18 protein-coding genes are annotated in these 14,817 nt (G+C 69.8%); 5 read left to right on the top strand and 13 right to left on the bottom strand.

Annotated elements, in window-relative coordinates:
- The first annotated feature begins 169 nt into the window (after window positions 1-169).
- The 5 genes from OXS49_RS29315 (at window position 170) to mscL (ending at window position 2,823) form a co-directional block, all read left to right on the top strand.
- Window positions 170-400, top strand: a complete 231-nt coding sequence (locus OXS49_RS29315) for a hypothetical protein (protein ID WP_244001958.1) — start codon at window positions 170-172, stop codon at window positions 398-400.
- The gene (locus OXS49_RS29310; RefSeq protein WP_267428176.1) at window positions 397-675 is read left to right on the top strand and encodes a type II toxin-antitoxin system RelE/ParE family toxin; all 279 of its coding nucleotides are present in this window, start codon (window positions 397-399) and stop codon (window positions 673-675) included. The genes OXS49_RS29315 and OXS49_RS29310 overlap by 4 nt, the downstream gene beginning before the upstream one ends.
- A 92-nt stretch (window positions 676-767) precedes the next feature.
- Complete coding sequence (locus OXS49_RS29305) at window positions 768-1,478, top strand: phosphatidylserine decarboxylase (protein WP_267428175.1); 711 nt, start codon at window positions 768-770, stop codon at window positions 1,476-1,478.
- 4 nt (window positions 1,479-1,482) lie between these two features.
- On the top strand, window positions 1,483-2,343 hold the full coding sequence (locus OXS49_RS29300) for a phosphatidylcholine/phosphatidylserine synthase (protein ID WP_244001950.1): 861 nt from the start codon (window positions 1,483-1,485) through the stop codon (window positions 2,341-2,343).
- Window positions 2,344-2,403: 60 nt separating this feature from the next.
- The gene (gene mscL / locus OXS49_RS29295) at window positions 2,404-2,823 is read left to right on the top strand and encodes a large conductance mechanosensitive channel protein MscL (protein WP_267428174.1); all 420 of its coding nucleotides are present in this window, start codon (window positions 2,404-2,406) and stop codon (window positions 2,821-2,823) included.
- 5 nt (window positions 2,824-2,828) lie between these two features.
- On the opposite strand, the gene OXS49_RS29290 is transcribed toward mscL, so the two are convergent.
- From OXS49_RS29290 to OXS49_RS29230, 13 genes are all read right to left on the bottom strand, one after another.
- A complete protein-coding gene (locus OXS49_RS29290) occupies window positions 2,829-3,119 on the bottom strand; it encodes a hypothetical protein (RefSeq protein WP_267428173.1) in 291 nt (96 codons plus the stop codon).
- Window positions 3,120-3,252: 133 nt separating this feature from the next.
- Window positions 3,253-3,666 (bottom strand): DUF1236 domain-containing protein, encoded by a 414-nt coding sequence (locus OXS49_RS29285; protein ID WP_243925975.1) that lies wholly within the window; start codon window positions 3,664-3,666, stop codon window positions 3,253-3,255.
- 408 nt (window positions 3,667-4,074) lie between these two features.
- Complete coding sequence (locus tag OXS49_RS29280) at window positions 4,075-4,815, bottom strand: NepR family anti-sigma factor (protein WP_243925977.1); 741 nt, start codon at window positions 4,813-4,815, stop codon at window positions 4,075-4,077.
- 162 nt (window positions 4,816-4,977) lie between these two features.
- Complete coding sequence (locus OXS49_RS29275) at window positions 4,978-5,763, bottom strand: class II glutamine amidotransferase (RefSeq protein WP_244001942.1); 786 nt, start codon at window positions 5,761-5,763, stop codon at window positions 4,978-4,980.
- A gap of 78 nt (window positions 5,764-5,841) precedes the next feature.
- A complete protein-coding gene (locus OXS49_RS29270) occupies window positions 5,842-6,153 on the bottom strand; it encodes an oxidase (protein WP_267428172.1) in 312 nt (103 codons plus the stop codon).
- 1 nt (window position 6,154) lies between these two features.
- Entirely contained in the window at window positions 6,155-6,814 is a 660-nt protein-coding gene (locus OXS49_RS29265) for a cytochrome c oxidase subunit 3 (RefSeq protein WP_244001934.1), read from the bottom strand.
- Window positions 6,811-8,487: a cbb3-type cytochrome c oxidase subunit I gene (locus tag OXS49_RS29260; protein WP_267428171.1), complete on the bottom strand. Its 1,677-nt coding sequence runs from the start codon at window positions 8,485-8,487 to the stop codon at window positions 6,811-6,813. Before OXS49_RS29260 ends, OXS49_RS29265 begins: the two co-directional genes overlap by 4 nt.
- The gene (gene coxB, locus OXS49_RS29255) at window positions 8,484-9,473 is read right to left on the bottom strand and encodes a cytochrome c oxidase subunit II (protein ID WP_267428170.1); all 990 of its coding nucleotides are present in this window, start codon (window positions 9,471-9,473) and stop codon (window positions 8,484-8,486) included. Before coxB ends, OXS49_RS29260 begins: the two co-directional genes overlap by 4 nt.
- The gene (locus OXS49_RS29250; protein WP_244001928.1) at window positions 9,470-9,955 is read right to left on the bottom strand and encodes a hypothetical protein; all 486 of its coding nucleotides are present in this window, start codon (window positions 9,953-9,955) and stop codon (window positions 9,470-9,472) included. Before OXS49_RS29250 ends, coxB begins: the two co-directional genes overlap by 4 nt.
- Entirely contained in the window at window positions 9,952-11,013 is a 1,062-nt protein-coding gene (locus OXS49_RS29245) for a hypothetical protein (RefSeq protein WP_244001926.1), read from the bottom strand. Before OXS49_RS29245 ends, OXS49_RS29250 begins: the two co-directional genes overlap by 4 nt.
- Window positions 11,010-11,555, bottom strand: coding sequence for a cytochrome c (locus tag OXS49_RS29240; RefSeq protein ID WP_267428169.1), 546 nt, complete (start codon window positions 11,553-11,555; stop codon window positions 11,010-11,012). Before OXS49_RS29240 ends, OXS49_RS29245 begins: the two co-directional genes overlap by 4 nt.
- Window positions 11,552-13,561 (bottom strand): quinol:electron acceptor oxidoreductase subunit ActD, encoded by a 2,010-nt coding sequence (locus OXS49_RS29235; protein WP_267428168.1) that lies wholly within the window; start codon window positions 13,559-13,561, stop codon window positions 11,552-11,554. The genes OXS49_RS29240 and OXS49_RS29235 overlap by 4 nt, the downstream gene beginning before the upstream one ends.
- A gap of 2 nt (window positions 13,562-13,563) precedes the next feature.
- On the bottom strand, window positions 13,564-14,817 hold a 1,254-nt coding region (locus OXS49_RS29230; RefSeq protein ID WP_267428167.1), incomplete at its 5' end, for a 4Fe-4S dicluster domain-containing protein.

Here is a 14,817-nt window from a genome sequence, read left to right as displayed (position 1 = left end):
GCGTGTTGTCTCTCTTGGGCCATGCCCCCGGCGCGACGAGCGCGCGGGGACGATGAGGCGCGTCCGGGCAGATCCGCCCGCAGATTGAGTCCGAAAGACCCATGACCGACCTGAGGGAGACGATCCGCCGATGACTTCCGTCCGAACCGGCGGCGTGTATCAGGGCGCCATGACCGAGCTCCTGGAACGAGCCATTCCGTGCGTCCGCGCGCTCCCCGACACCCTGCAGGACGATGCTGCCCGCATGCTGCCGCCGTTCGGGGGTGAGGCGGACAGAAAGGTGTCCCCGCTGACGCCGGAGGAGGCGGCGGACCTCGCGGCGTCGGATGCGGACGTGGCACGCGGCGAGTTCGCGACGGACGAGCAGATCCGCGCCATCTGGGCGAAACATGGACCGTGAGCGTTCGGTATACCCTCACGGCGGCGCGGCAAGTCGAGGCCGCGCTTGACGACCCGGCTGCGCAGTCGCCGGAGGCCGCCCGGGGATTGCGAGAACGCCTGCTCGTGGTGACGACCCTTCTGGAAGCCCACCCGTTCATGGGACACGGAACCAGCGTGCGGCACATCCGCCGGTTTCCGCGTGGGACCTATCCCTGTCTCGTTGACGATTCGATCGGCCGGGACGCGATCATCGTGCGCCGCTTCCGTCACGCCTCCCGGCAGCCCCTGTCCTGACCGCGACACCCAGCCTTGCCCGAGATAAGTTGACGCCGGACCGGCAGGCTGCCATCCGCCCGGCAGAGCCCTGATCCTCGAGCCCCCACAGAATGACCGACCTCATCGAGACGATCCGCCGGACGCTCGTGCCGATTCACAAGGAGGGCTATCCCTTCATCCTGATCGGCATCGTGCTGACCGTGCTGGCCGGCACCTTCTCCCAGTTCTTCGGCTGGATCTTCCTGATCCTCACCCTCTGGGTCTGCTACTTCTTCCGCGATCCCGAGCGTGTCACCCCGGTGGCCGACGGGCTCGTGGTCTCGCCGGCCGACGGGCGCGTCAACCTGATCGCCACCGTCCTGCCGCCGCCGGAACTCGACCTGCCGCAGGTCCCGACGCTGCGGGTCTCGGTGTTCATGAACGTGTTCGATTGCCACGTGAACCGCGCGCCGGTCTCGGGGCGGATCGGCCAGATCCACTACACGCCCGGCCTGTTCCTCAACGCCGAGCTCGACAAGGCGAGCGACGACAACGAGCGCAACGGCATGGTGATCGAGACGACGCATGCCGGCGCGCCGAAGCGCGTCGGCGTGGTGCAGATCGCGGGGCTGGTGGCCCGGCGCATCGTCGGGTTCGTCTCGGCGGGCGACGTGCTCAGCGTCGGCGAGCGGTTCGGACTGATCCGCTTCGGCTCGCGGGTCGACGTCTATCTGCCGGCGGGCGCGACCGTGCTGGTCGGACTCGGCCAGAAGGCGGTGGCCGGCGAGACGGTGCTGGCCGATCTCGGCGGCGGCGCGGATCGGGTGTTCAAGCGGATCTGACCCTATGGACGATCTCTTCCCGCCCTTCGAGCCCGATCCGAACGAGCCGCGCCCGCGCCGGTTCAAGCCGGTGCCGTTCCGGATGATCGCGCCCAACATGATCACCCTGATGGCGCTCTGCCTCGGGCTGACCGCGATCCGCCTCGCCTTCGAGGGCAAGTTCGAGCCCGCGGTCATCGCCGTTGTGGTGGCGGGCGTGCTCGACGGCATCGACGGGCGGGTGGCGCGGCTGCTCAAGGGCACCTCGCGCTTCGGGGCGGAACTCGATTCGCTGGCCGACTTCGTGAATTTCGGCTGCGCCCCGGCCTTGATCCTCTACGGTTTCGTGCTGTTCCACCTGAAGTCGGTGGGCTGGATCGTGGCGCTGATCTTCGCCATCGCGATGGCGCTGCGGCTCGCCCGGTTCAACGCGATGCTGGACGATCCGAACCGGCCGGACTGGAAGAAGGATTTCTTCGTCGGCATGCCGGCGCCGGCCGGCGCGCTGACCGCGATGCTGCCGCTCTACCTGCACTTCCTCGGCTTCGGCCTGGAGCGCTGGGCGGCACCCGCGATCCTGATCTACGTGCTGTGCATCGCCCTGCTGGTGGTCTCTACGGTCCCGACCTACTCGGGCAAGACCATGGGCAAGCGGGTGCCGCGCAGCCTCGTGCTGCCGATCTTCCTGTTCGGCGTGGCGGCCTTCGGGATCCTGATCAGCTACCCGTTCGAGGCCCTGGTGGCGGTGAGCGGAGGGTATCTTCTGACCATCCCGGTCGTCGCCGCGCAGTACCGCCGCCGGCTCAAGGCGGAGCCGGCCGTCGGTGCCGAGGAGCGGCCCGGGGCCGTATCGGAGGAATTGCCCGCCACCGCGACAGCGGAATAACCGCTGGCCGTCGCTGAAGAATCCTCTACCTTGACCATGTCCGGCGAGGGGGATTCGACGATGCTTGACGAGTTCAAGAAATTCGCGCTGCGCGGGAACGTGGTCGATCTCGCGGTCGGCGTGATCATCGGCGCCGCATTCGGGGCGATCGTCAACTCGGCGGTCCAGGACGTCTTCATGCCGGTGATCGGTGCGGTCACCGGCGGGCTCGATTTCTCGAACTACTACATCCCGCTCTCGTCCAAGGTGCAGGCCGGCCTGCCCTACCTGGACGCCAAGAAGCAGGGCGCGGTCATCGGCTACGGCCAGTTCCTGACCTTGACGCTGAACTTCGTGATCGTGGCCTTCGTGCTGTTCCTCGTGATCCGGGCGATGAACCGCCTGCAGACCGCACAGCCCAAGGAACCGGAGGCTATCCCGGCCGACGTGAAGCTGCTCGCGGAGATCCGCGACCTCCTGGCCGCGAAGCCGCAGGTCTAAGACCCTCAGGTGCCGCGCGGCCCAGGCTCCTCCGGCTTGACGCCGAAGGCATCGAGGATCTGGTCGAGGGCCTGGCCCACCGCGTCCGTGCCCTCCTCGTGGGTCTTCAGCCGGGTCTCGAGCCGGCGGATCTGCGGCTCGAACGCCTCCGGCACGGAATCGTCGCCGAGGAACCGGGGCTTGTCGGCCTCCACCGGCAGGACGCCGCGGAGTTGCTGGCCGAGATGGTCGCGCACGGGCTCAGGCAGCACGGCGCCGGGTTCATGAGGACCGGGTTCATGGGGATTGTCGTTCATGGTCGCCTCGCGGGTCGAACCGATGATCAACGGCCGGTCGGATGAAGCGTTGCGCCGACGGCCGCGCCAACAGGTGGGACCCCGGAGCTTGGCTCCGGGGTCCCATGGGCCGATACGGGACCGGCCCGCAGGCTCAGTCGATCACCTCGACGATGCGGTGGCCGCGATCGACCAGCACCGGGCGGTCGTTCACCACCGTGTAGCGGTAGCCCGGCTGCACGCGGTACTCGCTCGGGACGTCGTAGTAGGTCACGCCCGCGGACGGCAGGGTCGAGCCGACGGCGACGCGGCCGTCGTAATCGTACGAGCGGACGTTGCGCTCGCGGACGTAGCTGCGGAAGCGCGGGGCCATGTCGACACCGAGGATGCCGCCTACCGTGCCGGTGGCCGCGCCGACGGCGCCGCCGACGATCCCGCCGATCGGGCCGGCCGCATCGGCACCCGCGGCTGCGCCGCGCTCGGCACCCGGGATGGTGCCCTGGGCCTGGGCGGCCAGCGGCAGCGACAGGACGAGGGCCGAGGCGGCGATGAGGGTCTTGATGGTCATACGGGATTGCTCCGTTCTGTGGCGTTCCGCCGCGGTCACGCAGCGAAGCTCGGGCCGGTAACGCCCGATACCCGGAATCGGATGCATCCCTTTTTGCGGACGAGGGCCGAGGGCTAGAGCCGTGCCCGATCGCGTTGCAATCGTGCACGGCTCTAAGCTCGTGTTGTAACGCGCTCTCTTGCGCCGAACCGGTGTCCGCTTCGGCGGAGAGCGCTCTAACGCGGCCTCACGGTTTGGTCGCACACCGGGTTTCCAAAGGGCTTTGCCCGTTGGCGGGTGCTCGGGGCAGTGTCCTGAGAGAGGCGCCAGGGCTCTGCCCTGGACCCGCGAAAGGTCCCGACCTTTCGAAACCATGACCTGCTCGGCTCGCGGGGCGCGGAGAACCGCGCGCGCCCCTCAACCGGGCTCTCACGCGTCCTTGGGCATCGCCGACTGGATGAACCGGTCGGAGCCGAGATCCTCCTCGTCGTAGCCGAGCAGCTCCGCCAGGCGGCCCCGGGCGCGGCTGACGCGGCTTTTCACGGTGCCGACCTTGCAGCCCATGATCGTGGCGGCCTCCTCGTAGGAGACGCCCTCCGCGCCGACCAGCACCAGGGCCTCGCGCTGGTCCGGCGGCAGCTTGGCGAGCGCCGATTGCAGATCCTCGACATCGAGCCGGTCGCCCTGGTGCGGGGCGGTGGCGAGGCGCGCCGCGTAGGACCCGTCCTGATCCTCGACCTCGCGGACCCGCTTGCGGTGATCCGAGTAGAAGATGTTGCGCAGGATCGTGAACAGCCACGCGTTCAGGTTGGTGCCCGGCTGGAACCGGGCGCGGTGCTGCCAGCCCTTGAGCAGCGTGTCCTGGACGAGGTCGTCGGACCGGGCGGGATTCGAGGTCAACGACAGCGCGAAGGCGCGCAGGGATGGAACGGCGGCCAGCAGCCCGTTGCGGAATTCCGGCTCGATCGCCTCGCCCCGGGCGCGGAGAGCCGCCTCCAGCTGTTCGATCAGGTCGCCGAAGCGGGACGGGAGCGTCTCCTCGCCGATCCGCTCGTAGACGGTGCGCAGATGCTCGCCGAGATGCGTGCGGATGCCGGCATTCAGGTTCGGGCGGCCATCCCGAGTCGCGTCCTCCTGGGACAGGACGGTGTCGGTGTCGTCGCGGGTCATGCGTATCGCGCTCGTCAACTCATCGTGGCCCGACCGGTGATCCCGCAGGATCGAGGCGGATCGCTTGCCGGCTTGAACCCGGGCAAAGGTCCGGCCGCTGCGCTCCTGTTACCGGCGTTCTAACGCATCGGGGGCGGGTATGCACCCTCAGCCAAAACACACTTAAGCTAAGTTGACCGGTCTCAACAGACGGATCGTCCCATCCCGCAGGGTCAAGACGTCGCCGCGGGCGAGGTCGGTCCAGCTCTCGTCCCGGGTCAGCGCCTTCGTGGCAATGACGGTGACGATGTCGTGCTCGGTGGTCTCCCGGGCAAAATCGACCTGCCAATCCTCATCGATCAGGGTGGCCTTGCCGAAGGGGGCGCGGCGGGTGAGGTAGCAGAGGCGCTTGCCGCAATGGGCGTAGAGGGTGCGGCTGTCGGTCAGCAGCATGTTGAACACGCCGAGCCCGTGCAGTTCGCCCGCAAGGTCGGCCACCGCCCGGTCCAGGGTCTCGGGCCGGGGCAGGGCCTTGTAGCGGTCCTGCAGGCGTCCGAGCATCCAGCAGAAGGCGTGCTCGCTGTCGGTGGAGCCGATCGGCATGAAGCCGCCGAGCGGCAGCCGCTTCACGCCCTTGAGCTGGCCGTTATGCGCGAAGGTCCAGCGGCGGCCCCACAATTCCCGGGCGAACGGGTGGGTGTTCTCCAGGCTGACCCGGCCGCGATTGGCCTTGCGGACATGGGCGACGACGATCCGGCTCTTGATCGGCATGTCGCGGAGCAGCCGGGCGAGCTGCGAGCGGGCGCTCGGCTCCGGCTCGTGGAAACTGCGGCAGGTCCGCCCGTCGTAGAAGCTGATGCCCCAGCCGTCGGCATGGGGGCCGGTGTCACCGCCGCGCCGGGCGAGGCCCGCGAAGGAGAAGCGGATGTCGGTCGGCACGTTGGCGCTCATGCCGAGCAGTTCGCACATCGTGTTTCAGCCGGGCCATGCGGGGAAGCGGCGACGTTTAGGAGTGTTCCGCCGTCCCGACAACGGCTTTCGCGCGGATCAGCGGGCCAGATAGTCGGTGAGCGTCATGCCGACCATGATGGCGACCCAGAAGAAGCCGAGCCCCGAGAACAGCCGGATCAGCGGCGGCTCGTGGATCACCTCCATGGAGACGAGGAGGATCAGCGCCACCATCACGGCGACGACGGCGAGCTCGACGATCCAGACCTGCGCGAAGGGGAGGGTGGCGCCGAGGGTGACGTTGACGGCGAGCAGGGCGAGCAGCGCCAGGACGGTCAGCACGGGCGTGCGCAGGCGCTTGCGAAGCAGGGCGCGGTCGTCGGCGCTCAAGGCGGCGAGGGGGGTTCGCATCCTACCGGTTCACCACGTAGAGGATCGGGAAGGCGAGGATCCAGACCAGATCGATGAAGTGCCAGTAGAGGCCGTAGACCTCGATCCAGTTCTGGTGGCGGGACAGGAACCCGGCCTTGGCGGCCATCCAGGTCATGCCGAGCAGGAGCGCGATGCCGGTGAACAGGTGCACGGCGTGCAGGATCGTGGCGACGTAGTAGAGGTTCACGAACAGCCGCGCGGCCGGCGTCTCGGCCAGCGCGAAGGGCCGGCCGCTCAGGAACGGCATCATGTGCTCGGACCAGTCGGCGTAGTACTCGTAGCCCTTCAGCACGAGGAACAGGCCGCCGAGCGCCGCGGTCGCCAGCATGGCCCGGACCATGGCGCGCTGCCAGCCCATGCGCGAGAACTCGATCGCCATGGACATGGTCAGGCTGGAGCCAATCAGCACGACGGTGTTGGTGGCGCCGATCCAGAACTTGAGGTGCTTGGCCGCCGCGACCGTCGCCTCGGGGTGCTGGATCCGGGTGATCAGAGCCACCAGGAACAGGGCCGAGAACAGCAGCAATTCGGTGATCAGCCACGCCCAGATGCCGAGGGTCGCCGCCTCGCGCTGCTGCGCCACGCTCTCGAAATGCTCGGCGCGAACGATCCCGACGCCGTCGGCCAACCCCTCGCTCATCCGTGCTGGTCCCGGGATTCCTTGGCCTGGATCGGGTAGTCGTAGGGGATGCGCGGCACCTCCGGCGGCGACAGGAAATTGTGCGTCGGCGGCGGGGACGAGGTCTCCCATTCGAGCCCCTTCGCGTTCCACGGGTTGGCGGGGGCCTTCCGCCCGAACCACAGGGAATAGACGAGGTAGAGCATCGGGAAGATGTAGCCCGCCGCCAGGATCGTGGCACCCGCCGAGGACAGCACGTTGAGGAGCTGGAACTCCGCCGGATAGGTCGCGTAGCGCCGCGGCATGCCGAGATAGCCGAGGATGAATTGCGGGAAGAACGTCACGTTGAAGCCGAGGAAGATCAGCAGCGCCGAGACACGGCCCCAGGGCTCGCTGTACATCCGGCCGGTGAACTTGGGCCACCAGAAGTGCAGGCCTCCGAGGAACGCCAGCACCGTGCCGCCGACCATGATGTAGTGGAAATGCGCGACCACGAAGTAGGTCGCGTGGATGTGCTGGTTGATGGCCAGCGTCGCGAGGTAGAGGCCGGTCAGCCCGCCGAGCACGAACAGGCCGATATAGCCCATCGCGTAGAGCATCGGCGTGTCGAGGCGCAGGCTGCCCTTATGGATCGTGGCGGTCCAGTTGTAGACCTTCACGGCCGAGGGCACCGCCACCGCGAAGGACAGGGCCGAGAACACCAGCGAGGCCAGATCGCTCTGGCCGTTGACGAACATGTGGTGGCCCCAGACGAAGAAGGTCACCGAGGCGAGCCCGATCGACGCGTAGGCGACGAAGCGGTAGCCGAACAGCTTCTTCTGCGCGAAGGCCGGGACGATCTCGGAGATCACCCCCATGCCGGGCAGGACCATGATGTACACGGCCGGGTGCGAGTAGAACCAGAACAGGTGCTGGAACAGCACCGGGTCGCCGCCATAGGCCGGATCGAACACGCCGACATGGAAGGCGCGCTCCGCGATCAGCAGGATCAGCGCGGTCGTGATGACAGGGGTTGCCAGCAAAAAAATCAGGCTGGTGGCGTAGTGCGTCCAGACGAAGATCGGCAGCTTGAACCACGTCATGCCGGGCGCCCGCATGGTGTGGATCGTGACCACGAAGTTGAGCCCCGTCAGGATCGACGAGAAGCCCACGATGGTCACGCCGATCAGCGCCGGCAGCACCCAGGTGTTGGAGAATGCCGTGGAGAGCGGGGCGTAGAAGGTCCAGCCGGTATCGACCCCGCCCAGCACCACCGCGGCCAGGGTGAACAGGGCGCCGGCCATGAACACGTACCAGCTCGTCAGGTTGAGCTTCGGAAAGGCGAGGTCCTTGGCCCCGATCATCAGCGGGATCAGGAAGTTGCCGAAGGTCGCGGGGATCGACGGGATCAGGAAGAACCAGACCATCACCACGCCGTGGATGGTGAAGGCCTTGTTGTAGGTGTCGTTGGTCATGATCGCGCCGTTCGGCACGACCAGCGCGAGGCGCACCACGCCGGCCGCCACGGCGCCGATCACGAAGAAGCCGGTGATCGAGGCGAGGTAGAGCAGGGCGATGCGCTTGTGGTCGGTGGTTAGGAACCACGAGCGCAGGGTCGATTCCGCGTGCAGATAATCGGCCTTCCGCCCGATCGTCGATTCCGGGGCGTGGGGTTCGCGGCGGGCGGTGCCGCCGATGCTGCCCGATGCGCTCATCGTGTCGACCCTGCCGGTGTCGCGTCGGCAGCCTTACCGGCGGCCGGACTCGAATAGGATTTGAGGAAGTCGATCAGCGTCGTGAGCTCGTCAGCCGGGATTCGGCCGGCGAAGCTGGGCATGATCTGTTTGCCCCCGCCGGCGAGCCGGTCGCCGTTCGGGTTCAGGATCTTCTCGCGCAGCCAGCCCTCGTCGGCCGTGACGGTGCGGCCATCGGCGAGCTTCACGGGGCCACCGTACAGGCCCGCGAGGCTCGGCGCCTTCACGGCGGAGCCCGGCTCGTGGCAGCCGGCGCAGCCATAGGCCTCGTAGAGGGCGCGGCCCGCCGCGACCTTGCCCTGCTGGGCGCCCGCGTGGGTCAGCCACTCCTGATAGTCGCCCGGGTCCATGAAGGTGACCTCGCCGCCCATGACCGAATGGTCGGTGCCGCAATATTCCGAGCAGTAGAGGTGATAGGTGCCGGTCTTGTCCGCCTTGAACCACAGGTCGGTGTAGCGGTCGGGCAGGGCGGCGACCTGCAGGCGCACGGCCGGCAGGTAGAGGGCGTGGATCACGTCCTGGCTGATGATGTGCAGACGGATCGGCTGGCCGATCGGCAGGTGCAGGTTGTTGATCTCCGCCTGCCCCGTCGGGTGCTGGAACTTCCACATCCATTGCCGGCCGATCGCCTCGACCACCATGGCGTCGGGGGGCGCATTCCGCGAATGGATGTAGAGCCGCGCGCCCCAGACGAAGAAGATCAGCGTCAGCAGGAACGGGATCAGCATCCAGCTGATCTCGATGAGGTTCGAGCGGATGCCCGACGGGCTGCGGTCCGCCTCGGAGCCCTCCCGGTAGCGCAGGGCGAAATAGGTGATCGCCACGAAGACCGGCACGGTGAGCAGCAGCGTCAGCACCGTGAAGGCCAGGATGAGCAGGTCGGTCTGGGTCGCCGTGGTGGAAACCGCGGCCGGCCAGAGCTGGAGGGATTCGTGGCTCGGCGTCATCGCGCACTGGACTCCGCCGGTTCGAGGGAGCGGCCGACGGTCAGATCCATGGCGCGGCCGATCGGGATGCGGGCGCGGGTATGGGCCTCGTCCCGGTAGCCGTAGCCGGCGAGCCGTGCCTCGGACGCCGCGCGCTCACGGTCGATATCGGCATAGGGGTTGGCCTGGAGGTTCGGGGGCGGCGGCACGAGTCGGGACGTCTGCTGGGGCGTGAGCGCCGGCAGGGTCCGGCGCTGGCTCGCCGCGAAGGTGTGCATCAGCCAGATCATGGTGCCGATCACCGCCAGGGCCGTGAGGCCGAGGCCGGCCATGACCAGGGCGGTGTTGCGGACGTTGACGTCCCGCGTCTCATGCCCGGGATCATTGGGATCGCGCTGCGTGTTGGCGGGCGGGCGCGGCGGGCGTCCGGTGAAGAGGCCGCTGCCGCGCAGGGTCAGCCCGGCCAGGATCGCCGGGATCAGGCCAGCGGGACCGCCGCTCATGCCGGCCTCCCGGCGCGCCGGGCCGCCGAGGCTGCCCGGTCGGCCCGCGGCCGCAGGAACGGTCGCAGCGCGGCGGCGAGGCAGGCCACGCCGCCGGCGGCCAGCACGTCGCTCGGGCGGATCACGAACCGGTCGCGGATCGCCGGGGTGACGAGCCAGAACATCTCCAGGGCGTGCACGGCGAGCGCCGCCCCGGCCAGGATCCGGGTGGTCGGGCGGCCCGGCCGCAGGGTCGCGAGGCCGGCCAGCACCACGACGGCGCCCGCCACGATCGACAGCGCCCGCCCGAGCCAGCCGCCGCGGGCGAAGTACCACGACACCTCCGGCGGCAGGTTCGCCGACCAGACGATCAGGAACTGCACGAAGTGCATGTAGGCCCACAGGCCGAGCAGCACCACGAGGGGCACCAGCCGGCCGCGCCCCGGCGCGGTGCGGCCGCGGCCCACGGGCTCGGGCTCCTCCCAGGCGAGCAGGATCGCCGCCGCGAAGGCGAGGCCACTCCAGGCGGTCATCACCAGCAGGCCCAGCAGGGTGGAGTCGAGGCGCGGATCGAGGGACGCGATCACGTCGGTGACGAACAGCGTGCCGATCACCGCGTGGAGCCCCACCGCCGGGACGGTCCGGCTCTCGCCGGGGGCGTCGAAGGGCCGGGCGAAGCGCAGCGACAGCCAGGTCCAGGCGGCGAGATAGGCGATCACCCGGGCCACGAAGAACGGCGCCGTGAACCAGATCGCGGCGAGCGGCGTATGGGCGGGCGCGCCGGACCAGGGGTAGAGCAGGCCGGCGGCGGCGAGCACCGGCAGCGACAGGAGCACGGCCACCGGCATCAGCGCCATCAGCCGGCGCAGACCCGCCAGCATCTCGACGCCGCCGCGCTCGCGGACCCGCTTGCCGAAGCGCTCGGCCACGATGACCACCGGCAGGGCGCCGACCGGCAGGGCGAGGAGCACGAGCCACGCCGCGAGGTACGAGGCCGTCGCCCCGCGCCAGCCCCCCGCGAGCAGGCAGAGGGCCAGGAGGGCGAGGCCGGCGAGGCCGAGCAGGGCAGGGCGCCTCATCGCGCCGCCTCCAGCCGGGCCCGGTCCGGCTCCGGCAGGCTCGCCACCGGGGCATCCTGGCTGAGCTGGAGGGCGCGGACATAGGCGACGATCGCCCAGCGGTCGGCGGAGGGGATCATCTGCGCCATGCCGAACATCGCCTTCCGGCCGTTCGAGATCGCATCGTAAAGCTCAGTCGCGGAGGCCTTGCGCAGGTCCTCGCCCGTGAGGTTGCCGGCATGCGGGAAGCCGCGGGCGACGATCATGCCCTGCCCCCGCCCGTCCTGGCCGTGACAGGGGGTGCAGAACACCGCGTAGCGCTGCTGCCCCCGGTCGAGCAGGTCCCGGCTGACACTCTGCGGCTGCGGCGCGGTCTGCGCGGGATCGCGCCTCGGCACGGTGCCGGCCACCGGCTGGCGCATGGTGATCTCTTTGGGGAAGAACGGGTTCTTGTCCCAGGTCTTGGCCCGGGCCTGATCGGCCATGTCGGCCTCGCCGCAGGCGGCGAGCGGCGCCAGGGCAAGCAACGCCAACGGGAGGCAAAGGCGGAGGGCGGCCCTCATCGCGGGATCCGCCGGATCTCGAGGGGGCGCCCGGCCTCGGCCGGCAGGCCGGCGAGCCGCCGCTCGATGCGAGCCGCGTCGAACCTGTCGTCGCGCGCCTCGGCGGTCAGGAAGAAGCGGTCGTCCGAGGCGCGCAGGAAGCCTGGGATGTTGAAGGCCGGATGGTTCAGCCGCGGCAGGCGGTTGAGCACGAGCAGCGCGAGGTGGATCGCCACGCAGCCCGCCATCATCGCGAACGAGATGCTCGGCACCACGAAGGAGGGCCAGGACAGGCGCGGGCGCCCGCCGATCAGGAACACGTAGTCGTAGGCCGTGGCGTAGACGCACATCCCGTAGAATCCCGCGCCACCGAGCAGCGCCCCGGCCAGCGCGTAGGGCAGGATCGAGCGGGCCTCCAGGCCGAGCGGTCGCAGGGTCCGGGGCATCGGCACGGGCCCATGCCCGTCGAGATGGACGTGGTCCGGACCGATCCCCGACACGGCCTGGAGCGCGGCCGCGAGGTCGCCCTGGCTGGCGAAGCTCGCCGCCACGCCCCACAGGGGCGCCTCGGTCGGGGTCTCCTCCGGCCGGGCGGCGGCCTGGGCGGCGGCGCGCGCGGCGTCCTGAACCGCCGGGCCCTCCGTCAGGGCGAGGCGGCGGCTCTCGACGATCGAGACCGCCGGCAGGTAGCGCAGGAACAGCAGCAGCAGGGTCAGGAACAGGCCGACGGAGCCCGCGAAGGTGGCGACGCCCCAGATGTCGACCCCGTAGGGCAGCCGCGAGGAGGGCAGGAAATCCTGCGTCAGGGTCACGACGAGAACCATGACGTGGTCGGCATAGGCGCCGATGGCGACGAGCAGCCCGACCGCCGCCAACGCCAGCGGTGCCGTCCGAGCCCGGGCCGACCACAGGATCTGCGCCGGCAGGACGAGGCAGAGGATCGCCGTCCACGAGACCAGGGCGTGGTCGCCGGTCATGCGCCGGGCCAGGACGCCGCGCGCCTGCGCGTCGCCGTTGAGGAAGGTGTCGAAATATTCGGCGGCGTAGCAATAGGCGCTGGCGCAGCCGAGGCAGAGGAGCAGGCGGCCCAGCACGTCGAGGTGGCGGGGCGTGACCAGGGCGTCGAGTCCGTAGACGAGGCGGATCAGCATCACGATCACCGCCGTGACGCCGACGCCGGAATAGACCGCGTTGACGAGGAAGCTCACCGGCAGCAGCGTGCTGTGCCAGCCGGGCATCAGCGAGCCCGCCAGCATCACCGAGGCGCCGGTCTGGACCGAGACCACCAGCAGAACGCCGAGCAGAGCCACCGTCCGGTAGGCCTGGACCCAGATTTGCCAATGGGCCGCCGAGCCGCGCCAGCCCGAGGCGACGATGCCGTAGACCTGGGCGCGCAGCAGGGCGATCTTGCGGGTCGGCGCCTTGGCGTCGGCCTGACGCATCGCCTCGACCTGGGCGCGGTCGCGTAAGGTGGCGAGGTCCGGCAGCAGGCCGATGAACCACAGGCTCACGCAGATCACCAGGAACGCCACGATGTCGATCGCGTCCCAGAGCAGCGGCGAGCGGAATTGCGGCCAGAGGTCGTAGGTGTTGGGGTAGGGCAGGTTCCAGAAGAAGAACCACGGCCGCCCGAGATGGATGATCGGGTAGAGCCCGGCCGCCGCGGTGGCGATGAGCGCCAGGGTCTCGGCCACCCGGTTGACCGCCCCGCGCCACTCGGCCCCGAGCAGGAGCAGCACGGCCGAGACCAGCAGGCTGCCGGAGGCGACGCCGATCCACCAATCGTAGCTCGCGATGTCGAGCGCCCAGACGACGGCGTTGTTGTTGCCCCAGATCCCGGGCCCCGCGGCGAGCAGGTAGCCGAGGGTCAGCAGGAACAGGCCGAGCAGCGCGGCCGCCCCCGCGAAGGCGATCCACCAGCGCCGGTTGCCCGGATGGGTCAGCGGGATCGCCGTGACGGTGCCGCCGATGCCCTGGAGGGTCTCGTCCGGCCGGATCAGGGGGCCGCCCGTGACAGAACCGGCCATGCTCAGCCCTCCCGTCCGCCGGGTTCCGAGGGCGGCGCGAGCCCGGCGAGGTAGGTGGTGCGCGGCCGCGTGTTCAGGTGGCCGAGCAGCGCGTATTCCCGGGGGTCCCGGCGGGCGGCCGAGACCTGGCTGCCCGGGTCGGCGACGTTGCCGAAGGTGATCGCCCGGGTCGGGCAGGCGCCCTGGCAGGCGGTCTCGACGGCGCCGTCCGGGATCGGGGCGTGGTCGTCCTTGGCGGACGCGATCCGCGCCGCCGTGATCCGCTGGATGCAGTAGGTGCACTTCTCCATCACGCCGCGGGCGCGGACCGTCACCTCGGGGTTGCGCTGCTGCTGCTCCACCGGGGTCATGCCACCGGTATAGTCGAGGTAGTTGAACCGGCGGACCTTGTAGGGGCAGTAGCTCTGGCAGGTCCGGGTCCCGACGCAGCGGTTGTAGACTTGCAGGTTCAGCCCTTCGCTATCGTGGAGCGTCGCCTCCACGGGGCAGCCGAGTTCGCAGGGCGCCTGCTCGCAATGCATGCAGGGCACCGGCTGGAAATGTGTGCTCGGCGCGTCGAGTTCGCCCGCGTAGTAGCGGTCGATCCGCAGCCAGCCCATCCAGCGCCCCAGCGCGACCTCCTCGCGGCCGACCACCGGGATGTTGTTCTCCGCCTGACAGGCGGTGACGCAGGCGTTGCAGCCGGTGCAGGCGTCGAGGTCGATCGCCATGCCCCATTGCGCCGCGACCCAGCGATCCTGGCTCTCCGGGGCTGCATAGAACGAGGCCGGACTCGGTGCGCCCTTCGGGTCGCCCACCGGCGCGGCGCCGAGCGCCTGCACGCGGACGAGATCCTGGCCCTCCATCGTGCCGAGGTGCTGGGTGGTGACCGGCACGCTCCGCCGCCCGGTCTTGGTCAGCTTTGCCCCGGAGAGCCGCCAGGACGCGCCGACCGGCCGCAGGGGTCCGGCATCGTAGCCGAGGCCGCGCGACAGGTGGTCCGGCACGTCCCGGCCGTAGCCCAGGGTGAGGGTCACCGTGTCGTCGGCCTGGCCCGGCAGGATCCAGGCCGGGCCCTCGACCGCGCGGCCCGCCGCCTCGATCCGCAGGACGTCGCCGGTGGCGAGGCCCTCGCGCTCGGCGAGCCGGGGGCTCACCGCGATCACGTTCTCCCAGACCACCTTGGTGAGCGGCTTGGGCAGTTCCTGAAGCCAGGCGAGGTCGGCATGGGCGCCGTCCCAGAGCGTGGGATCGGGGCGGAACAGCACCTCGAGCCC

Origin of the sequence: Methylobacterium sp. GC_Met_2 (genome assembly GCF_026540795.1) — a bacterium.
Taxonomy (GTDB): domain Bacteria; phylum Pseudomonadota; class Alphaproteobacteria; order Rhizobiales; family Beijerinckiaceae; genus Methylobacterium.
The sequence above is the reverse complement of the archived record's forward strand: the minus strand, read 5'-3'. Positions and strand labels throughout refer to the sequence as shown.